We start from the raw sequence: 20,626 nt of genomic DNA, 5'->3' as shown, positions 1-20,626 counted from the left end.
TGGTTCAGTCGATCCGGCATTGGATCGGCGAAACTGGGGCTTTAGCATCTGAAGGCCCGGAATCACAAGGATGACCGACTTCATGGCGGCAATGACTGCGATCGGATTGATGAGCGGAACCTCGATGGACGGCATCGATCTTGCCGTGCTGCGCACCGATGGGGCCAACGAGATCGAGTTCGGTCCGTCGATGGCAATCGCCTATGAGGCCGCGTTTCGTCGCCGCATCGAGGCGTCGATGGAGACTGCCAAGGCAATCGTGCGCCGCGAGGACCGGCCGGGCGATCTTGCCGACCTTGAGCGCGAGATCACGCTGCGCCACGCCGCAGCGGTCAGGGATTTCCTGCGCACCTTGCCGGACGACTGGCAAAAGCCCGGTTTGATCGGCTTCCACGGCCAGACGGTGCTGCATCGCCCGCATCTCGGCGTCACCGTGCAACTGGGCGATGGCGCCTTGCTCGCTCGCGAGACCGGCATATCGGTCGTCTACGACATGCGTGCCGCCGACATGGTTCATGGCGGGCAGGGCGCGCCGCTGGTGCCGGCCTACCACGCTGCACTCGCGCGCTCGATTGCCGAACCATATTCCGGCATGAAGCCTGCCGTTTTCGTCAATGTCGGCGGCATCTCCAACATCACCTATGTGCCCGAGACTGGCGATCCCATCGCCTTCGACACCGGCCCGGGCAATACGCTGATCGACCAGTGGGTCAGCCGCGAGGGAGGGGTGCCCTACGATGCAGGTGGTGCGATCGCCAGCGAGGGCGGCGTGGTGACGGAGGTGGTCGCGCGCTATCTCGACAATCCGTTCTTCGAAAAATCCGGGCCGAAATCGCTCGACCGCAACGATTTTGGCTTGGCGCTGGCCGATGGGTTGGAGCTCGCCGACGGCGCCCGCACGCTGGCCAATGTCTCGGCCGAAGCCATCCTCAAGTGCGTCGAGCATCTGCCTCAGGCGCCAAAATTGTGGATCGTCTGCGGCGGCGGCCGCAAGAACCCGCATATCGTCGCAGACCTCAAGAAGGGCGCCGAGCGGGCCGGTGCCGAGGTCATCGTCGCCGAGGATGCCGGCCTTGACGGCGACGTCACCGAGGCCGAGGCCTGGGCCTATCTGGCCGTCCGCTCGGCGCTCGGCTTGCCGCTGACATTCCCGACGACGACCGGCTGCCGGGTTGCTGTGTGCGGCGGTACGCGCGCGGAGCCCTGATCCCGGAGGAGAGTCCGGACCGTCCGCGCGCTCCGGATTCATTTTGTCAGGCCATTGGCGTAACTATCTGCGAACGCTATCGAAAACCGCCGTCGGAGGCCGCGCATGGAGCCGCAACCGGCAGCAAGGCAGGCTATTCGCCTTCAAGCCCGCCATATCGGCGCACCAGCTGCGCCATCTCGGCATGCTCGGCTGAAGGTTTGCCGGTTTCCAGCCCTTCGGCCACGCCCACCCGGTCGGCCACCGGGCGGTTCTGGCTGACCTTCCACTTGCCTTCGATTTCAGTGATTTCGATCTCGAGGCCGACGATGCCCTTCATCTGGGCGGCGATGTAGGCATCGGGTGCGTCGCTTACCTGCCAGGGTTCGGCGCGGCTGCCTTCATGGGTGGCGGTGAGTTCGGCGATCTGGCCGGCCAGCCACTCACCGTCGTCCACGACCCGGACCCTGCCGCGCACCTGCACCATGGCGTAGTTCCAGGTGGGTACGACCTTTCCGGTCTCGCGCTTGGTCGCATACCAGGACGGCGTGATGTAGCTGTCGACGCCCTGGAAGACGATGAGCGCATCGGGGCTGTCGGCGAGCACCCGCCATTGCGGGTTGGCCCTGGCGAGATGGGCACGGAGCCGGCCATATGGAGCGGGCTCCGCGTCGAGCAGGAACGGCAGCGGATTGGCCTCCGGGCCGTCGGGACCGTTTGAGATCAGCAGGCCCAGCGGATGGGCCCGGATCAGCGCATGCAGCACGTCCAGCCGCGTTTCCTTGAAGAGAGGCGGCTGGTACATGGCTGTTCTGCTCCTTGCCTACTTCAGCCGCTTCGGGCGCGGGTCCGAAAGCTCGCCGGCGAGGCGCCGGTCGAGATATTCGGCGCACTCTTCGATCAGCAGTTCCTGATCGTTGCCGAAGAAGTGGTTGGCGCCGGTGAGCGTCTTCTGCGTGATGGTGATGCCCTTCTGCGTGTGCAGCTTGTCGACCAGGCCCTGGACGTCCTTGGGCGGAGCTACCTTGTCGGCGTCGCCATGGATGATCAGGCCCGACGACGGGCACGGCGCCAGGAACGAGAAGTCGTAGGTGTTGGGCTGCGGGGCTACCGAGATGAAGCCCTCGATCTCCGGGCGGCGCATCAGAAGCTGCATGCCGATCCAGGCGCCGAAGGAGTAGCCGGCGACCCAGCAGCTTTTCGAATCCGGATGCAGTGACTGCACCCAGTCGAGCGCTGCGGCTGCGTCTGACAATTCACCCGTGCCGTGGTCGAATTCGCCCTGGCTGCGGCCGATGCCGCGGAAGTTGAAGCGCAGCGTGGTGAAATTGCGCTTCTGGAACATGTAGAACAGGTCGTACACGATCTTGTTGTTCATCGTGCCGCCAAACTGCGGGTGCGGATGCAGCACGATGGCGATGGGGGCGTTCTTTTCGCTGGACGGCTGATAGCGGCCTTCCAGGCGACCCGCCGGACCGGCAAAAATGACCTCTGGCATGTTATACTCCACTTGATGCAGGCGCGGATGAGACAATCCCGAGCCCAGCCTTGACGCGAAGGTCGCGTCTACATAGAAGCTAGTTTAGAACTGTTCAAAACTGGACGGTGTCACCGCCGGTTTGGCAAAACGGGTAAATAGGACGTCTGGCCTTGGGATTTCAAGGAAATTGCGCGTCGCTGAGCCCAAACGTGATTTGACAGGGCAGATTGACTGAAAATGGCCGTATCACGCGCCTATCTCGACCACAATGCCAGTGCGCCGCTGCTTCCCGCAGCGCGCGAGGCCGTGGTCGCGGCGCTCGATGTGGCGGCCAACCCGTCATCCGTCCATGGCGAGGGCAGGGCAGCGCGTCGGATCATCGAGGACGCTCGTCGTAGCGTTGCCGCCCTAGTCTCGGCCAGGCCGGAGCATGTCGTTTTCACATCGGGCGCAACCGAGGCCGCGACCACGCTGCTGTGTCCGGATTGGCGCATGGGCCGAGGTGCGGTGCGCATGTCCCGGCTTTATGTGACCGCGGCCGACCATCCTTGCGTGCTCAACGGCGGACGTTTTCCGTCAGACCGCGTCACCCGCATCGGCGTCGACCGCAACGGCATCGTCGACCTTGCAGCGCTCGAAGCCGCACTTGCCGCGCATGACAAGGCCGAAGGCCTGCCGCTGGTGGCGATCCATGCCGCCAACAACGAGACTGGCGTCGTCCAGCCGTTCAGAACCATCTCCGATCTGGTGAAGGCTGCCGGCGGCGTCCTGGTGCTCGATGCGGTTCAGGCAGCCGGGCGCATTCCTCTCGACATGTCAGAGGGTTGTGCTGATTTCCTGATTCTGTCTTCGCACAAGATCGGCGGCCCGAAAGGAGCAGGTGCCATCGTTGCCACCTCCGACCTGATGATGCCGGTGCCGTTGATTGCTGGTGGCGGCCAGGAGAAGGGCCATCGTGGCGGCACCGAGAATCTGCCTGCTATTGCTGGCTTCGGCGCCGCGGCGCGCGAGGCTGCGGCCGGTTTGTCCGAGATGGACAAGGTGCTAGCGCTGCGTGATCGCATCGAGGATGCGGTCGTGCGGCTCGCGCCCGATGCCGAAATCTTCGGAAAAGGCGTCGAGCGGCTTGCCAACACGACGTTCTTCGCTATTGCGGGCGTCAAGGCCGAGACGGCACAGATCGCGTTCGATCTTGCAGGTGTTGCGCTGTCGGCCGGTTCCGCCTGCTCATCGGGCAAGGTCGGTCCCAGCCACGTGCTGAAGGCAATGGGAATTGCCGACAATCTTGGCGCGTTGCGCGTCTCGATCGGGCGTCAGACGACGGAGGAAGAAATCGAGCTCTTTGCCGATGCATTGGCAAAGCTGCTTGCGCGCCGAACAGGCGCGACCAGGGCCGCCTAAGCGGTCGATTTGGCCCAATGGCCGTTGAATGGGTGTGTCACAGTCGCCGAACGGCGGCTTCCGGGTGAATTCCCGGAGCAGATGCACTATATGGAACTTACGCCGCTCCTGCGGTGACATAGTTTGAAAACTGTCGGGCCTTGACCCCGGCGTGGATGGAGAACGCTTATGCCTGCTGTGCAGGAGACGATCGAGCAGGTCCGCAAGATCGATGTGGACCAGTATAAATACGGCTTCGAATCGTTCATCGAAATGGACAAGGCTCCCAAGGGCCTCAGCGAAGACACGATCCGCTTCATTTCCGCCAAGAAGGGCGAACCGGAATGGATGCTCGAATGGCGCCTCGGTGCCTATCGCCGCTGGCTGACGCTCGATGAGCCGAACTGGGCGCGCGTCAACTATCCCAAGATCGATTTCCAGGACATCTATTATTACGCCGCTCCCAAGAGCACGCCCGGACCGACCTCGCTCGACGAAGTCGATCCCGAGATCCTGAAGGTCTACGAGAAGCTCGGCATTCCGCTCAAGGAGCAGGAAATCCTCGCCGGCGTTCAGAAGACCGTCGACCCGGACCTCGAAGAGGCCAATGACAACGTCTACAAGTCGGGCCGCGTTGCAGTCGACGCCGTGTTCGATTCGGTCTCCGTCGTCACCACCTTCAAGGAAGAGCTGGCCAGGGCTGGTGTCATCTTCTGCTCGATCTCGGAAGCCATCCGCGAGCACCCCGAACTGGTGAAGAGGTACCTCGGCACCGTTGTTCCGACGACCGACAACTACTACGCGACGCTGAATTCGGCCGTCTTCACCGATGGTTCGTTCGTGTACGTGCCCAAGGGCGTGCGCTGCCCGATGGAGCTGTCGACCTATTTCCGCATCAATGAGAAGAACACCGGCCAGTTCGAGCGCACGCTGATCATCTGCGAGGAAAAGGCCTACGTCTCCTACCTCGAGGGCTGCACCGCACCTCAGCGCGACGAGAACCAGCTTCACGCCGCCGTGGTCGAGCTGATCGCTCTCGATGACGCCGAGATCAAGTATTCGACCGTACAGAACTGGTACCCGGGCGATGCCCAGGGCAAGGGCGGCATCTACAACTTCGTCACCAAGCGCGGCGACTGCCGTGGCGACCGTTCGAAGATCTCGTGGACCCAGGTCGAGACCGGCTCGGCCATCACCTGGAAGTACCCGTCCTGCATCCTGCGCGGCGACGATTCTCGCGGCGAGTTCTACTCGATCGCGGTTTCGAACGGCTACCAGCAGGTCGATTCCGGCACCAAGATGATCCACCTCGGCAAGAACACGTCGAGCCGCATCATCTCCAAGGGCATCGCCGCCGGTTTCTCGCAGAACACCTATCGCGGCCAGGTTTCAGCTCACCGCAAGGCGACCAACGCGCGCAATTTCACCCAGTGCGATTCCTTGCTGATCGGCAACGAGTGCGGCGCTCACACCGTGCCCTACATCGAGGCCAAGAACGCCACCGCCCAGTTCGAGCACGAGGCGACCACGTCGAAGATTTCCGACGACCAGAAGTTCTACGTCATGCAGCGCGGCATTCCTGAAGAAGAAGCGATTGCGCTGATCGTCAACGGCTTCGTCAAGGAAGTCATCCAGGAACTGCCGATGGAGTTCGCCGTCGAGGCGCAGAAGCTCATCGGCATCAGCCTCGAAGGCTCGGTCGGCTGACCGGACGACAAGAAATTCGGAAAGAAAAAATGCTTGAGATCAAGAACCTGCATGCCCGTATCGCCGAAAGCGGCACCGAGATCATCCGCGGCCTGAACCTGACGGTGAAGGCAGGCGAAGTCGCAGCCATCATGGGCCCCAACGGCTCGGGCAAGTCGACGCTGTCCTACATTCTTGCCGGCCGGCCCGACTACGAAGTGACCGAAGGCGAGATCCTCTACAACGGCGAGTCGATCCTCGAAATGGATCCGGCCGAGCGCGCCGCCAAGGGCATTTTCCTGGCGTTCCAGTATCCGATGGAGATACCCGGCGTCGCCACTATGGAGTTCCTGAAGGTCGCGATGAACTCGCAGCGCAAGGCGCGTGGCGAGGATCCACTCAAGATCCCGGATTTCCTCAAGCGCGTGAAGGAAGCAGCCGGCTCGCTCGACATGGACATGGCCATGCTCAAGCGCCCGGTCAATGTCGGCTTCTCCGGCGGCGAGAAGAAGCGCGCCGAAATCCTGCAGATGAAGCTTCTGGAGCCCAAGCTTTGCGTGCTCGACGAGACCGATTCCGGCCTCGATATCGACGCGCTCAAGATCGTCTCGGAGGGCGTCAACGCGCTACGCTCGCCCGACCGTGCGGTCGTCGTCATCACCCACTACCAGCGCCTGCTCGACCATATCGTGCCCGACACCGTCCACGTCCTCTACAAGGGCCAGGTCATCAAGTCGGGCGACAAGTCGCTGGCGCTCGAACTCGAAGAGAACGGCTACGCCGGAATCATCGAAGAGGCGGCGTGAGGTGTCGGCCATGAACATGCTTGCTACAGTCCAGCGAACCCCGGCGGAGGCAGCACTCGTTGAAGCCTTCGGCGAACGGCTTTCGCTGCTGCCGGGCGACGGCGCCGTCATGGTCAAGCGCGATGACGCCATCGAGCAGATCAAGGCCGGCCTGCCGACGCGCCGCGTCGAATCCTGGCACTACACCGATCTGCGCCGTTTGCTCGCCACCGTGCCGGCCTTTGACGAAAGTGCTGCGGTCCAGGCGATTGCGCCGCTGCTTGAGGGCTCGACCGTCCTTTCGCTCGTCAATGGTGTGTCTGAATCGGATGAAGGCGCGGATGGCGTTGCCGTCCAGCGGCTGAGCGACAAGCTGACCGATGGCAGCTACGCACCGGCTCTTGTCACTTATGGCTCTGACGATGCCATCGGCGCGCTCAATACCGCCTTCGTTGCCGACGGCTACTTCGTCGACATCGAGGCGGGTGCCCAGATCGAAAAGCCGATCGAGTTGCAGAACGTCCAGGCCGGCGGCCAGTCCCATGTGCGCCTGCCGGTGCGCGTGGGTGCGGGTGCCAAGGCGACCATCGTCGAGCGCCAGACTGGCGACGGCGCGGGGCTCGTCAGCTCGGTCAGCCAACTGCTGTTGGGCGACGATGCCGAGGTGCTGTGGCTGATCGTCCAGGACCAGCCGGAAACGGCAACCCATCTCGCCCAGTTCAAGGCCGAGCTCGGCAAGAACGCCAGGCTCACCCTGTTCGTCATGAATGCCGGCGGCAAGCTCGTGCGGCAGGAAGTCATCGTCAAGGCCTCGGGCGAAGGCGCTGATTTCAAGCTGCGCGGCGTCAACCTGCTCGCCGGTGACACCCATGTCGACCTGACCATGGTGCTCGACCATACGGTGCCCCACACGTCCTCGACTGAAGTGGTGCGCAACGTCGTCACCGGCCGCGCCAGGGGCGTGTTCCAGGGGCGCATCAACGTGCACCAGATCGCCCAGAAGACCGACGCCCGGATGGCCTGCAACACGCTGCTTTTGTCCGACGACGGCGAGTTTTCGGCCAAGCCGGAACTCGAGATCTTCGCCGACGACGTGGCCTGCGGCCATGGCGCTACCGTAACCGAGATCGACCGCAACCATCTCTTCTACCTGATGGCGCGCGGCATCGACGAGAAGTCGGCGCGCGGGCTGCTGGTCCGGGCCTTCCTCGCCGAGGTGATCGAGGAACTCGAGGACGAGAGCGTTGTCGATCCGCTGGAAGAACTGCTGGGCAACTGGTTTGCCGCGCATGGGTGAGAGGTGCCTACTTCGAGGCTCGCCCTTGAAGGTGCGTGAACAACGGTAGGCGTAGTGCGGGCTCGCACCTCGGGATGAGGGAGGTCGTGCACAACGATTGGGTGGGTTCGAATGGCTTGCGACGTGGGCAGGATATCGTGCATCGCCCACGTATTCGCTAGCTTGATGCGCAACGGTCCTCATCCTGAGGTGCGAGCGTAGCGAGCCTCGAAGGACGCACTGAAAGGCATAGCGGTACAGGCGACTGAAGATGGACAAGAAGGTCGAAGACAGCACTTACGACGTCGAGGCGATCCGCCGCGACTTCCCCATTTTGTCGCGCGAGGTCTACGGCAAGCCGCTGGTCTATCTCGACAACGGCGCATCGGCGCAGAAGCCGCAGGTGGTGATCGACACCATCAACCACGCCTATTCCAGCGAGTACGCCAACGTCCATCGTGGCCTGCATTTCCTGTCGAACGCCGCCACCGACGCCTATGAAAAGGCGCGCGAAAGTGTGCGCCGCTTCCTCAACGCCCCGAGCGCCGAAGAGATCATCTTCACCTCCAACGCCACCTCGGCCATCAACACGGTGGCCTATGGTTATGGCATGCCGAATATCGGCGAGGGCGACGAGATCGTGCTGTCGATCATGGAGCACCACTCCAACATCGTGCCGTGGCATTTCATCAGGGAGCGCCAGGGCGCCAAGCTGGTCTGGGTGCCCGTCGACGATCTCGGTGCCTTCCACATCGATGAATTCGAAAAGCGCCTGACCGACCGCACCCGGCTGGTCGCCATCACCCATATGTCGAACGCGCTGGGCACGGTGACGCCAATCAAGGAGATCTGCCGTATTGCGCATGCACGCGGCATTCCGGTGCTGGTCGACGGCAGCCAGAGCTCGGTCCACATGCCCATCGACGTGCAGGACCTCGACTGCGACTTCTTCGTCTTCACCGGCCACAAGGTCTATGGTCCCAGCGGCATCGGCGTTCTCTACGGCAAGCGCGACCTGCTGGAGAAGATGCGCCCCTTCCACGGAGGCGGCGAGATGATCGTCGAGGTGACCGAGGATATCGTCACCTACAACGAGCCGCCGCACCGCTTCGAGGCTGGCACGCCGCCGATCGTCCAGGCGATCGGCCTGGGTGCAGCACTCGATTATATGGAAAAGATCGGTCGCGAGCGCATCGCCGCGCACGAAGCCATGCTCAAGGATTACGCCCATGAGCGGCTGCGCGCCATCAATTCGCTGCGCATCTTCGGCGAAGCGCCTGGCAAGGGCGCCATCGTCTCCTTCGAGCTGCAGGGCATCCATTCCCACGACGTGTCGATGGTCATCGACCGTCAGGGTGTTGCGGTCCGCGCCGGCACCCATTGCGCCCAGCCTCTGTTGAAACGCTTCGGCGTCACCTCCACATGCAGGGCATCGTTCGGTATGTACAATACGAAGGCCGAGATCGACGTCCTGGCCGAAGCGCTTGAAAAAGCGCGCAAATTCTTCGGGTGAGCAGCATGGAAGACTTGACCGCCACGACCAACGAAAGCGCGACGCTGGAACCGGCCGACGTCATCGCTTCGGCTTCGACCATTCCTGCCGACGAGCTGGCGCGGCTGACCGACGACATCATCTCGGCGCTGAAGACGGTCTACGACCCGGAAATCCCCGCCGACATCTACGAGCTCGGCCTGATCTACAAGATCGACATCGAGGACGACCGCACGGTCAAGATCGACATGACGCTGACCGCGCCGGGCTGCCCGGTGGCCGGCGAAATGCCCGGCTGGGTGCAGAATGCCGTCGGTGCCGTCGAGGGCGTGTCCGGCGTCGAGGTTACGATGACCTTTGATCCACCATGGACGCCTGACCGCATGTCGGAAGAGGCCCAGGTCGCGGTGGGGTGGTATTGAGCCCTGCGGGCTCAGAAGCTTGCTTCAGGAAGCAATCTCCACCATCTTAGCTTTGAAGTGAGTCATTCCGCCGGCCTTTAACCGGCGCGCAATGGAGAAAGACATGGGACGCTTCGCCGTCATCTCAATGACCGAAAAGGCCGCCGAGCGCGTGCGCGAGATCATGGCCACGCGCGAGAACGCGCAAGGCATCCGCCTCGGCATCAAGAAGGGCGGCTGTGCGGGCATGGAATACACGGTCGACCTGGTGACCGAGCCGAATCCCAAGGACGACCACATCGAGCGCGACGGCGCCCATGTCTATGTCGCCCCGGAGGCAGCACTTTTCCTGTTCGGCACCGAGATGGATTTCGAGACGACCACGCTACGCACCGGCTTCACCTTCAACAATCCGAACCAGAGTTCGGCCTGTGGCTGCGGCGAATCCGTGGAGCTTAAGCCCGCGGACCTCAAGGCGCTCGCCGAGGCACGCGCCGAGGGCGCGGCCTGACCGTCGTTCATTCCACCCACAGTCCGTTGCGCTTGTGCCAGCCGGCGATCGAATCCGGCGGGTAAAGATCGAACGCCATGTCGCCCAGCCGGATGTCCGGCTCCACCCACGACGCCTTGTATTTCAGCATCAGATGTACCCGTTGCGGCGCCTTGGGCAGGTCGGTGTCGACTGCCGAGGCGAAGGGGTGCACCAGCTCCGGCCAGGTCGGGTCGTAGAGCCACATCGCCGAGCCGCATTCGCGGCAGAAGCGGCGTTCGCCGGTGGAGACTTCCGGCTCCGAGCGCTCGTCGTCATGGATCGTCGCCCGATACAGCCCGAGGTACTTCTCGCCATCGACCTTCAGCGTGTCTGAAACGGCGCCCAGATTGATGGCATAACCGCCGCCGCCTTGCTGCTTGCGGCAGATGGAGCAGTAGCAGAGCTGATAGGGCACCGGCGTGTGGCTCTGGACCTCGAAGCGGACCGCCCTGCAGCGGCATGACCCCTTGAGCAGCATCGGCATCGGTGCTTTCCTTTCCGCATGGCTCGCAATGCCATTGGGAATCTAGGGGAGCCGCGCGATGACGGAAGCCGACATTGCCGATCTTTTCGCCGGTCTTGGCCCGGTCAGCGTGCGGAAAATGTTCGGCGGCAAGGGCATCTATCATGACGGCATCATCGTCGCGATCGAACTGCGCGGCGAGCTCATGCTGAAGGCCGACGCCGAATGCGCGCCCGATTTCGAGGCGGCGGGTTGCCGTCAGTGGACCTACACCGGGTCCAGGCACGGCAAGCTCGTGGCCATGCCCTATTGGACGGTTCCCGACAGCGCGCTCGACGATCCCGATGAAATGGCGATCTGGGCGCGCAAGGCCTACGAGGCCAGCCTAAGGGCGGGAAAATGAGCTTGGAGAAGCTGTGCTGTCGTGCGTCCTTCGAGGCTCGCCCACCGGCATTTGCACCTGGTTTTCGGCCGTCGATGAGGGCTCGCATGTCAGGATGAGGACCCTGAGTGCCAGCCCCCTCCGGGTGAGCGAGAAAACTCCGGCGGACCTTGGTCGCTAGTGTCTCGGGACAAGCCGAGTTAGCGCCAGAGGTCCTCATCCTGAGGTGCGAGCCCGCAATGCCGTTGCAGAAGCAGAAAGACTTTGGCGGGCGAGCCTCGAAGGACGCACCAAATCCCTTCGCCGTCCTCAGAGCGCCCTAGCGATCCTGGCGGCCAGCCGTGCGTTGTTTTCGACCAGCGCGATATTGGTCTTGAGGCTCGCGCCGCTGGTCAGTTCCAGGATTTTTGCCAGCAGGAAGGGCGTCACCGCCTTGCCGGAGACGTTCTGCTCCTCGGCGGCCCTTTGCGCCGCCTCGATGAAGCCGGACATCTTTTCGGCCGGGATCTCGTCTGCTTCCGGCACGGGGTTCGCCACCAGCATGCCGCCATCGAGGCCAAGCGCTGCTCGCGTGGAATACAGCCGCGCGATCTTGTCTGCTGCATCAAGACGGAGCGGCGCCGCACAAGGCGACTTGCGCGACCAGAAAGCCGGCACGATGTCGGAGCCGTAGGCCACGACCGGCACGCCGCGCGTCTCTAGCACTTCGAGCGTCTTTTCGATGTCGAGGATGGCCTTGGCCCCGGCCGACACCACGATGACAGGCGTGCGCGACAACTCGTCCAAGTCGGCGGAGATGTCGAACGACTTTTCCGCGCCCTTGTGGACGCCGCCGATGCCGCCGGTGGCGAAAACCTTGATGCCGGCGAGATGCGCCGCGATCATCGTCGCAGCCACCGTCGTGCCGCCGGTGCGGCCTTCGGCGACAGCAAAGGCGAGGTCGGCGCGCGACAGCTTCATGGCGCCGCTGGTCTTGGCTAGCGATTCGCGCTCGCCGTCGGAAAGCCCGATCTTGATGCGCCCGTCGATCACTGCGATCGTCGCCGGCACAGCACCTTCGTCGGCGATGATCCTTTCGACATTGGCCGCCATGGCGGAATTGTCTGGATAGGGCATGCCATGGGTGATGATGGTGCTTTCGAGCGCCACCACCGGCTTGCCGGCGGCAAGGGCCGCGGCCACGGGGGCGTGGATGTCGATGAAGGAGCGGGCGGTCTCTGGCGTCATTTTTATCTCCATGGGCCGGTCATGCCATTTCCCGGGCTTGAGGCACAAGGGCCAGCATCTCGGCGAACGCTTTCGGGTCGAGTTCGGGCACGGCGGAAGCGCTTTCGATGGCGAGCACTGCGGCGGCAATGCCTTCCCGCAGCGCGCTTTCCAGTGGCAATCCGCGCATCAAGGCGACGGTGGCGGCACCCGCCAGGGCATCCCCCGCACCAGTCACGTCAGCAACTCGGCGCGGTACAGGGGGCCGGAGAACGGTAAACCCGACGCCTTCAAAAGCAAATGCCGCGCTGCCGCCGGCAGTAATGACGCCGCGCCGTAGACCGGCGGCGCGCAGGCCCTGCACCAATTGCTCGGCGGGCGCATCGGCGCTGCTGCCGGCAAGCACGGCAGCCTCGCGCCGGTTCATGAACAGGCAGGACAGCTTGCCCAGGATCGGCCTCAGTCGCACCGCCTTGGCCGGCGAAATCGCGATGGCAAACAGCGGGATGGTGCCGACAATCTCGGCCAGTCGGACGAGGGCTGTTTCGGGCAGGTTGGCGTCGCAGAGCACGGCGTCCGCTTCCGATACCGCCTCGCGAGCCTTGGCGCGCCTCATCTGCTTGGCAAAGGCAAGCTCGTAGAGCCCCATGTCGGCCAGTGCCGCCACAACGTCGCCTTCGCTGTCGAGCAGTGCGGTATAGCTCGGCGTCGCGCGGTCGAGGAAGACGGCCGACAGGTCGGTAATGCCGTTGGCAGAGATTGCTGCAGCAACGGCCTCACCCGCCGCATCGCCTCCGCGCACCGACATCAGCGAACCGACAGCGCCCCGGCGCACCGCACAACGCAATGCGTTGAATACACCGCCGCCGACATCCTCGCTCATTGCGCCCGGAACAGAAGCGCCCGGCACGAACGGCGCGGTCATCCGCCCGCGGCGATCCACATGCGCGCCGCCGACGGCGAGAATTCTGGGTGAGTTCATCAGTGAATTGTCCAAAGGGCGTTCAAGGCGTCGAACTTAGTGCCCGCCGGTGCGGGCGGCAACCTGGGCGAATCGCAGCCAGGCCGGCTTCTGGACGGCAAATGTTCCGGCCGCATGCGACATCGGATCACGCGCGAGATCGAAACGAAAATAGAACACGGTCAGCTTTCTCTTTTGATATCAGTATATTAATGGCTCTTGCAAAATGAGAACAAAACAGATACAAATTTCTATCGGCACCGGCACTACCGGCCTTCATTGATCACTAGGGGGTGATGTATCATGGCGCAGAATTCGTTGCGGCTCGTAGAGGATAATTCGGTGGATAAATCTAAGGCTCTGGACGCGGCGCTGTCGCAAATCGAACGCGCCTTCGGCAAGGGCTCGATCATGCGGCTGGGCGCCAATGAGCAGGTTGTCGAGATCGGCACCGTCTCCACCGGTTCGCTCGGCCTCGATATCGCGCTTGGCGTCGGCGGTCTGCCGCGCGGCCGCATCATCGAGATCTATGGGCCGGAAAGCTCGGGCAAGACGACGCTTGCCCTGCACACCGTCGCCGAAGCCCAGAAAAAGGGTGGCATCTGCGCCTTCGTCGACGCAGAACATGCACTCGACCCTGTCTATGCCCGCAAGCTGGGCGTCGATCTCGAGAACCTGCTGATCTCGCAGCCCGACACTGGCGAGCAGGCGCTGGAAATCTGCGATACGCTGGTGCGCTCGGGCGCCATCGACGTGCTGGTCGTCGACTCCGTGGCAGCACTTACGCCGCGCGCCGAAATCGAAGGCGAGATGGGCGAGTCGCTGCCCGGCCTGCAGGCGCGCCTGATGAGCCAGGCGCTCCGCAAGCTGACCGCCTCGATCTCGCGTTCCAACACCATGGTCATCTTCATCAACCAGATCCGCATGAAGATCGGCGTCATGTACGGTTCGCCCGAGACCACGACGGGTGGCAACGCGCTCAAGTTCTACGCCTCGGTCCGCCTCGACATCCGCCGTATCGGCTCGGTCAAGGACCGCGACGAGGTCGTCGGCAACCAGACCCGCGTCAAGGTGGTCAAGAACAAGCTGGCCCCGCCCTTCAAGCAGGTCGAGTTCGACATCATGTATGGCGAGGGCGTGTCCAAGACCGGCGAGCTCGTCGACCTCGGCGTCAAGGCGGGCGTGGTGGAGAAGTCCGGCGCGTGGTTCTCGTACAATTCGCAGCGCCTTGGGCAGGGGCGCGAGAACGCCAAGACGTTCCTGCGCAACAATCCCGACGCGGCGCGCGAGATCGAAACGCTGCTGCGCCAGAATGCCGGTCTGATCGCCGAGAAGTTCCTCGAGAATGGCTCGCGCGAGGATGACGGCGACGACGAAGCCGGCGCGATGTAGCCGTGTTCGCCCCCTGTCTGCGGGGCGCGCGGCAGTGCCGGCAAAATGAAATTCGGAAGCCGCCGGCCATTGCGCCGGCGGTTTTCGTTTGTGGCAGGCGATACGACGGGACAGGCAGCGCAGATCCGGGCTTTTGCCCGTCTGGACTTTCTGGACAGGGGTAAGGTGGACCGCTAAAAGGCCAGTTCCAATTTCCGCCTGAATAGGCGGGGAGCATCTGTTCAGGGCGGCGATCAAAGGCGGCAATATGAGTGGCGTGAACGAAATCCGGTCGGCATTTCTCGACTACTACAAGAAGAACGGACACGAGGTCGTCTCCTCCAGTCCGCTCGTGCCGCGCAACGACCCGACGCTGATGTTCACCAATGCCGGCATGGTGCAGTTCAAGAACGTCTTCACCGGCCTAGAGACCAGGCCCTATTCGCGCGCGGCCACCTCGCAGAAATGCGTGCGCGCTGGCGGCAAGCACAACGACCTCGACAATGTCGGCTACACCGCCCGCCACCACACCTTCTTCGAGATGCTGGGCAACTTTTCCTTCGGCGATTATTTCAAGGACCGCGCCATCGAATTGGCCTGGAACCTGATCACCAAGGAATTCGCCCTCGACCCCAAGCGGTTGCTGGTCACCGTCTATCACACCGACGACGAGGCAGCGAAGCTCTGGAAGAAGATCGCCGGCCTGTCGGATGACCGTATCATCCGCATCGCCACGTCAGACAATTTCTGGGCCATGGGCGATACCGGCCCCTGCGGCCCGTGTTCCGAGATCTTTTACGACCACGGCGAAGGCATTGCCGGTGGCCCTCCCGGCAGCCCCGATGAGGACGGCGACCGTTTCATCGAGATCTGGAACCTCGTCTTCATGCAGTACGAGCAGGTGACGAAGGAGGAGCGCGTCGAACTTCCGCGTCCGTCCATCGATACCGGCATGGGGCTGGAGCGCATTGCCGCCGTGCTCCAGGGCGAGCACGACAACTATGACATCGACCTGTTCAAGGCGCTGATCCGCGCTTCAGAGGATGCCACCGGCGTGCGTGCCGAGGGCAAGAACCGCGCCAGCCATCGCGTCATCGCCGACCATCTGCGCGCTTCGAGCTTCCTCATCGCCGACGGCGTGCTGCCTTCCAACGAAGGCCGTGGCTACGTGCTCCGCCGCATCATGCGCCGCGCCATGCGCCATGCGCAGCTGCTGGGGGCTAGCGATCCGCTGATGTGGCGCCTGGTGCCGGCGCTCGTCCGCGAGATGGGCCAGGCCTATCCGGAACTGGTGCGCGGCCAGGCACTGATTACCGAGACGCTGAAGCTCGAGGAAACCCGCTTCCGCAAGACGCTGGCGCGCGGCCTCGGCCTGTTGGCCGATGCCAGCGAAAGCCTCGGCAGCGGCGACCGCCTCGACGGCGAGACCGCGTTCAAGCTCTACGACACCTACGGTTTCCCGCTCGACCTGACCCAGGACGCGCTGCGCCAGCGAAACATTACGGTCGATCTCGAAGGCTTCAACTCGGCCATGGCGCGCCAGAAGGCCGAGGCTCGCGCCAACTGGGCTGGCTCCGGCGAAGCCGCGACCGAAACGGTGTGGTTTGCGGTCAAGGACAAGGCCGGCGCCACCGAATTCCTGGGCTACGACACCGAGCAGGCCGAGGGTGTGGTGCTCGCGCTTGTCAAGGACGGCGCGATGGTGGACAGCGCTGCCGAGGGCGACACTGTCGGCATCGTCGTCAACCAGACGCCGTTCTATGGCGAATCCGGCGGTCAGATGGGTGACACCGGCACGATATCTGGCGAAGGTTTTTCGATCGAGATCACCGATACCCAGAAGAAGGGCGACGGGCTGTTCGTCCATTCGGGCCGCGTGACAAAGGGCAAGCTTGCCACCGGTGCGGCCGCCGAGCTCAAGGTTGACCACGCGCGTCGCACGCGCCTGCGTTCCAACCACTCCGCAACGCACCTTGTCCACGAGGCGCTACGCGAGGTGCTGGGCACCCATGTCGCGCAGAAGGGCTCGCTGGTCGCGCCCGAGCGCCTGCGTTTCGACATCTCGCATCCCAAGCCGATCTCGGCGGAGGAACTGGAGCAGGTCGAGGCCATGGCCAACGAGATCGTCGTCCAGAATAGCCCGGTCACAACCCGCCTGATGACCGTCGACGACGCCATTGCCGAAGGTGCGATGGCGCTGTTCGGCGAGAAGTATGGCGATGAGGTCCGCGTCGTGTCCATGGGTACGGGTATCCATGGCGCCAAGGCAAATCGCCCCTATTCGGTCGAACTCTGCGGCGGTACCCATGTGTCGGCTACCGGTGACATCGGCCTTGTGCGCATCGTCTCCGACAGTGCGGTCGCTGCCGGCGTCCGCCGTATCGAAGCGCTGACGGGTGAAGCAGCGCGGCGCCATCTCGATGAACAGGATCGCCGCCTGAAGGCGGTCGCGGCCTCGCTCAAGGTTGCGCCGGCCGATGTTCCGGCGCGTGTCGAGGCACTCGTCGAAGAGCGCAAGAAGCTTGAGAAGGAACTCACTGAAGCGCGCAAGAAGCTTGCCATGGGTGGCGGGCAGGCTGGTTCGGCTGATACGGTCCGCGAGATCGACGGTGTCAAATTCCTTGGCAAGGCCGTCTCCGGCGTTGATCCCAAGGATCTCAAGGGCATGGCCGATGAGGGCAAGAATGGCCTCGGTTCCGGCGTGGTCGCGCTGGTCGGCGTGTCCGACGACGGCAAAGCAAGCGCGGTTGTGGCCGTGACTGCCGATCTGACGGGCCGCTTCAGCGCGGTTGATCTCGTCCGTGTCGCCTCGGCCGCCCTTGGCGGCAAGGGCGGCGGCGGCCGTCCCGACATGGCCCAGGCCGGCGGCCCCGACGGCTCCAAGGCCGATGAGGCCATTGAGGCCGTGGCCAGCGCGCTCGCGGGCTGATCAAGGCCAATAAGGCAGTTCGAAAAGGCGGGGGCCCGGGCCTCCGCCTTTTTCGTTTTGGGCGGCGCGCCTCAACTCAGCAGGATTTGTCAAATCGCGTTATGGTTGTTTGCAGCCGATCGATTTGCATGAGGTCCGACATGAATGGGGAAACGGCGTGGGCGGTCTATGAATCCCGCCTGAGAAGGGTTTCGGCACATATCCACGAGCACCTCGACGAGGAACTCGATATGGAGCGCCTGGCCGAAATCGCCTGCATGTCGAGCTATCACTGGCACCGGATTTACCGGGCGATCTATGGCGAAACGCTGGCAGCCACGGTCAAGCGGCTGCGACTTCATCGTGCCGCCGGCGATATCGTCCAAACCGATCTGCCCGTCGGTGAAATTGCAAAGCGGTCTGGCTATCCCAACGTCCAGTCGTTCAATCGCATCTTCAAGGCGGTTTATGGCATGCCGCCGGTGCGCTACCGGCAGCGGGGGAGCCACACGGTCTTTGAACCCTCACGACAAGAAAAGGCTCCCGGCATGTTTGAGGTTACATTCCGCAAAGTCCCCGAGACGCAGCTGGTCAGTGTCGCCCATTCGGGCTCCTACATGCAGATCGACAAGGCTTTCGAGATGCTGTTCGGCACGCTTTATGCGCGCGGCATCGCTCGCCCTGATATGCGCATGATCGGTGTCTATCTCGACGATCCCGATATCGTTGCAGTGGACAAGCTGCGATCGTTCGCCTGCGTCAACGCCGACAGCAGCGTACCCGCCGAGGCGCCGCTTGGACGCAGGACGATCGACGGCGGCGACTGCGCTGTGCTGCGGCACAAGGGTCCTTATGCCAATATGCACAAGGCCTATCGGTGGCTGTATGCCGAATGGCTGCCGAAGTCCGGCCGCGAGCTGCGCGATGCGCCCAGGTTTGAAGAGTACGTCAACAACCCGCGCGACGTACCGCCAACGGAGCTCTTGACGGACATCTACATACCGCTGGTCTGAAAGCCTGGCGCATTGCACGCCCGGAAAAGCCTTCCCGATTGTGCATGGTGTCGTCCTTCCTGCGCGCGAACTTGACAGGGCCGGCCGGCGGCCATAGGGCTCACGGGTCGAAAAGAACGAGCCGGTTGGTTATTCCGGCACCCGCCAGCGCATCGGCCCGCAAGTCGGACTCGATTTGCGGGAAGCACGATGCGCAGCTTTAGTAACTTGGAGCGCCTTTGTGTGTCCATTCGGACGCACGGCGCTCCAAGGCGGGCATCAGTCGCACGCGCGAACCCACGGCATCAACCTCATCCGAGGATGGTGCTGTGACGGGGTGTCTCCCCCCGCCATTCTCCGTCCTCGACACCGGAGAATGAAATGCACACTCTGAAGACAATCCTTCTCGCCCAGGCGATGATCTCCTTTGCGATGGCCCTGATGATGACGGGCTTTTTTGCCTTTCTTGCCCTCGGCCCTACGTCGGAATGGCTTCATGCCTGGGCGAGAAGCTTCGTGATTGCCTGGCCCGTGGCGTTCTGCCTGTCGCTTGTCGTCGGCAAGGTGGCGTTCAAGATCGCCGCAGCACTGACGGTTGGGCGAACGTCCTGACTCGAAAGCGACGTTTGCCACTATCACCGCGCAATAAAAAAAGCCCCGGATCGCTCCGGGGCTTTTTCATACTTTAGGCCAAAAAAATCAGCCCATGGCCTTCTGCAGGTTCTCGTCGATCTTGTCGAGGAAGCCGGTGGTCGACAGCCACGGCTGGTCCGGGCCGATCAGCAGCGACAGGTCCTTGGTCATGTAGCCCGACTCGACGGTCTGGATGCAGACGCGCTCGAGCGTGTCGGCAAAGCGCTTCAGCTCGGCGTTGTCGTCCAGCTTGGCGCGATGGGCGAGGCCGCGCGTCCAGGCAAAGATCGAGGCGATCGAGTTGGTCGAGGTCTCTTCGCCCTTCTGGTGCTGGCGATAGTGACGGGTCACGGTGCCGTGGGCGGCTTCCGCCTCAACCGTCTTGCCATCGGGCGTCATCAGCACCGAGGTCATCAGGCCGAGCGAGCCGAAGCCCTGGGCGACCGTGTCGGACTGGACGTCGCCGTCATAGTTCTTGCAGGCCCAGACATAGCCGCCCGACCACTTCAGGCTGGAGGCGACCATGTCGTCGATCAGGCGGTGTTCGTACCAGAGCTTCTTTTCCTTGAAGCGGGCCTCGAATTCCTGCTCGTAGACTTCCTGGAAGATGTCCTTGAAGCGGCCGTCATAGGCCTTGAGGATGGTGTTCTTGGTCGACAGGTAGACCGGATAGTTGCGCAGCAGGCCGTAGTTGAGCGAGGCGCGGGCGAATTCGCGGATCGACTCGTCGAGATTGTACATGGCCATCGCCACGCCGGCGCCCGGCGCGTCGAACACGTCATGCTCGATGACCTGGCCGTCCTCGCCAACGAACTTGATCGTCAGCTTGCCCTTGCCGGGGAAGCGGAAGTCGGTGGCCTTGTACTGGTCGCCGAAGGCATGGCGGCCGACGATGATCGGCTGGGTCCAGCCCGGAACCAGGCGCGGCACGTTCTTCATGATGATCGGCTCGCGGAAGATGGTGCCGCCCAGGATGTTGCGGATCGTGCCGTTGGGCGACTTCCACATCTTCTTGAGCTTGAATTCCTCGACGCGCTGCTCGTCAGGGGTGATGGTGGCGCACTTCACGCCGACGCCGTGCTTCTTGATGGCGTTGGCCGCATCGATCGTCACCTGGTCGTTGGTGGCGTCGCGATGTTCGACGCCGAGATCGTAGTATTCGAGGTCGATGTCGAGATAAGGGTGGATCAGCTTGTCCTTGATGAACTGCCAGATGATGCGGGTCATCTCGTCGCCGTCGAGCTCGACGACGGGGTTGGCCACCTTGATCTTCGCCATGGAAAAATGCCTCTTATTGCCTGAAACCAGCCGGTTTCGGAGGGTTCGTAATAGGGAGTGCGGCCCCTATAGCAAAGCGTGTCCGGCCGCGCAAATGATTGCGCCCCCTACCTTTGGCGCGCCTGCTGACAACGTATGAAATATTGCTGGCTGATCTGCCCTGCCGATGGCCGAGTGGAAACAGTCTGCGGCCTTGCCCGACACGCTTGTTCCT

20 protein-coding genes are annotated in these 20,626 nt (G+C 63.1%); 13 read left to right on the top strand and 7 right to left on the bottom strand.

Annotation, left to right across the window (positions count from 1 at the left end):
- The first annotated feature begins 70 nt into the window (after positions 1-70).
- Positions 71-1,207, top strand: a complete 1,137-nt coding sequence (locus ABSY17_RS16015) for an anhydro-N-acetylmuramic acid kinase (RefSeq protein WP_378942837.1) — start codon at positions 71-73, stop codon at positions 1,205-1,207.
- A gap of 133 nt (positions 1,208-1,340) precedes the next feature.
- Here the strand turns inward: ABSY17_RS16015 and ABSY17_RS16010 are convergent, their stop codons facing one another.
- Both ABSY17_RS16010 and ABSY17_RS16005 read right to left on the bottom strand, forming a co-directional pair.
- Positions 1,341-1,991, bottom strand: coding sequence for an FMN-binding negative transcriptional regulator (locus ABSY17_RS16010; protein ID WP_378942835.1), 651 nt, complete (start codon positions 1,989-1,991; stop codon positions 1,341-1,343).
- Between the two features lie 18 nt (positions 1,992-2,009).
- The gene (locus ABSY17_RS16005) at positions 2,010-2,684 is read right to left on the bottom strand and encodes an alpha/beta hydrolase (RefSeq protein ID WP_378942833.1); all 675 of its coding nucleotides are present in this window, start codon (positions 2,682-2,684) and stop codon (positions 2,010-2,012) included.
- Positions 2,685-2,903: 219 nt separating this feature from the next.
- Between ABSY17_RS16005 and ABSY17_RS16000 the strand changes: the two genes are divergently transcribed.
- From ABSY17_RS16000 to sufA, 7 genes are all read left to right on the top strand, one after another.
- Positions 2,904-4,067, top strand: coding sequence for a cysteine desulfurase family protein (locus ABSY17_RS16000; protein ID WP_378942830.1), 1,164 nt, complete (start codon positions 2,904-2,906; stop codon positions 4,065-4,067).
- 168 nt (positions 4,068-4,235) lie between these two features.
- Positions 4,236-5,753 (top strand): Fe-S cluster assembly protein SufB, encoded by a 1,518-nt coding sequence (gene sufB / locus ABSY17_RS15995; protein ID WP_378942828.1) that lies wholly within the window; start codon positions 4,236-4,238, stop codon positions 5,751-5,753.
- Between the two features lie 29 nt (positions 5,754-5,782).
- Complete coding sequence (sufC, locus tag ABSY17_RS15990) at positions 5,783-6,538, top strand: Fe-S cluster assembly ATPase SufC (protein ID WP_378942825.1); 756 nt, start codon at positions 5,783-5,785, stop codon at positions 6,536-6,538.
- A 10-nt stretch (positions 6,539-6,548) separates the two neighbouring features.
- The gene (gene sufD, locus ABSY17_RS15985) at positions 6,549-7,814 is read left to right on the top strand and encodes a Fe-S cluster assembly protein SufD (RefSeq protein ID WP_378942822.1); all 1,266 of its coding nucleotides are present in this window, start codon (positions 6,549-6,551) and stop codon (positions 7,812-7,814) included.
- Between the two features lie 250 nt (positions 7,815-8,064).
- Positions 8,065-9,306 carry a cysteine desulfurase gene (locus ABSY17_RS15980; protein WP_378942820.1) on the top strand — a complete coding sequence of 414 codons (1,242 nt, stop codon included), beginning with the start codon at positions 8,065-8,067 and terminating at the stop codon, positions 9,304-9,306.
- 5 nt (positions 9,307-9,311) lie between these two features.
- Positions 9,312-9,707 (top strand): SUF system Fe-S cluster assembly protein, encoded by a 396-nt coding sequence (locus ABSY17_RS15975; protein ID WP_378942817.1) that lies wholly within the window; start codon positions 9,312-9,314, stop codon positions 9,705-9,707.
- 103 nt (positions 9,708-9,810) lie between these two features.
- Complete coding sequence (gene sufA / locus ABSY17_RS15970; RefSeq protein ID WP_378942815.1) at positions 9,811-10,197, top strand: Fe-S cluster assembly scaffold SufA; 387 nt, start codon at positions 9,811-9,813, stop codon at positions 10,195-10,197.
- A gap of 7 nt (positions 10,198-10,204) precedes the next feature.
- Here sufA and ABSY17_RS15965 read toward each other — a convergent pair whose 3' ends face one another.
- A complete protein-coding gene (locus ABSY17_RS15965; protein ID WP_378942812.1) occupies positions 10,205-10,702 on the bottom strand; it encodes a GFA family protein in 498 nt (165 codons plus the stop codon).
- 58 nt (positions 10,703-10,760) lie between these two features.
- On the opposite strand from ABSY17_RS15965, the gene ABSY17_RS15960 reads away from it, so the two are divergent.
- A complete protein-coding gene (locus ABSY17_RS15960) occupies positions 10,761-11,084 on the top strand; it encodes a TfoX/Sxy family protein (RefSeq protein WP_378942810.1) in 324 nt (107 codons plus the stop codon).
- Between the two features lie 288 nt (positions 11,085-11,372).
- Here ABSY17_RS15960 and ABSY17_RS15955 read toward each other — a convergent pair whose 3' ends face one another.
- Genes ABSY17_RS15955 through ABSY17_RS15945 form a run of 3 tightly spaced genes read right to left on the bottom strand, consistent with a single transcriptional unit; the run spans position 11,373 to position 13,410 of the window.
- Positions 11,373-12,290, bottom strand: a complete 918-nt coding sequence (locus ABSY17_RS15955) for a pseudouridine-5'-phosphate glycosidase (protein WP_378942807.1) — start codon at positions 12,288-12,290, stop codon at positions 11,373-11,375.
- Positions 12,291-12,309: 19 nt separating this feature from the next.
- The gene (locus ABSY17_RS15950) at positions 12,310-13,251 is read right to left on the bottom strand and encodes a carbohydrate kinase family protein (RefSeq protein ID WP_378942804.1); all 942 of its coding nucleotides are present in this window, start codon (positions 13,249-13,251) and stop codon (positions 12,310-12,312) included.
- Positions 13,252-13,287: 36 nt separating this feature from the next.
- Positions 13,288-13,410 carry a hypothetical protein gene (locus tag ABSY17_RS15945; RefSeq protein ID WP_378942802.1) on the bottom strand — a complete coding sequence of 41 codons (123 nt, stop codon included), beginning with the start codon at positions 13,408-13,410 and terminating at the stop codon, positions 13,288-13,290.
- A gap of 123 nt (positions 13,411-13,533) precedes the next feature.
- Here ABSY17_RS15945 and recA point away from each other — a divergent pair, with 123 nt between their 5' ends.
- The 4 genes from recA (at position 13,534) to ABSY17_RS15925 (ending at position 19,113) form a co-directional block, all read left to right on the top strand.
- Positions 13,534-14,622, top strand: a complete 1,089-nt coding sequence (gene recA / locus ABSY17_RS15940; protein WP_378942799.1) for a recombinase RecA — start codon at positions 13,534-13,536, stop codon at positions 14,620-14,622.
- 247 nt (positions 14,623-14,869) lie between these two features.
- Entirely contained in the window at positions 14,870-17,530 is a 2,661-nt protein-coding gene (gene alaS, locus ABSY17_RS15935; protein ID WP_378942797.1) for an alanine--tRNA ligase, read from the top strand.
- A gap of 140 nt (positions 17,531-17,670) precedes the next feature.
- Positions 17,671-18,522 carry a GyrI-like domain-containing protein gene (locus ABSY17_RS15930; RefSeq protein ID WP_378942794.1) on the top strand — a complete coding sequence of 284 codons (852 nt, stop codon included), beginning with the start codon at positions 17,671-17,673 and terminating at the stop codon, positions 18,520-18,522.
- Positions 18,523-18,882: 360 nt separating this feature from the next.
- Positions 18,883-19,113 carry a DUF2798 domain-containing protein gene (locus ABSY17_RS15925; protein ID WP_378942791.1) on the top strand — a complete coding sequence of 77 codons (231 nt, stop codon included), beginning with the start codon at positions 18,883-18,885 and terminating at the stop codon, positions 19,111-19,113.
- Between the two features lie 87 nt (positions 19,114-19,200).
- On the opposite strand, the gene ABSY17_RS15920 is transcribed toward ABSY17_RS15925, so the two are convergent.
- A complete protein-coding gene (locus ABSY17_RS15920; protein WP_378942789.1) occupies positions 19,201-20,412 on the bottom strand; it encodes an NADP-dependent isocitrate dehydrogenase in 1,212 nt (403 codons plus the stop codon).
- Positions 20,413-20,626 lie beyond the last annotated feature (214 nt).

Origin of the sequence: Mesorhizobium sp. ANAO-SY3R2, from assembly GCF_042466635.1 — a bacterium.
GTDB lineage: Bacteria > Pseudomonadota > Alphaproteobacteria > Rhizobiales > Rhizobiaceae > Aminobacter.
This window is presented reverse-complemented; position numbering and strand designations above follow the sequence as displayed.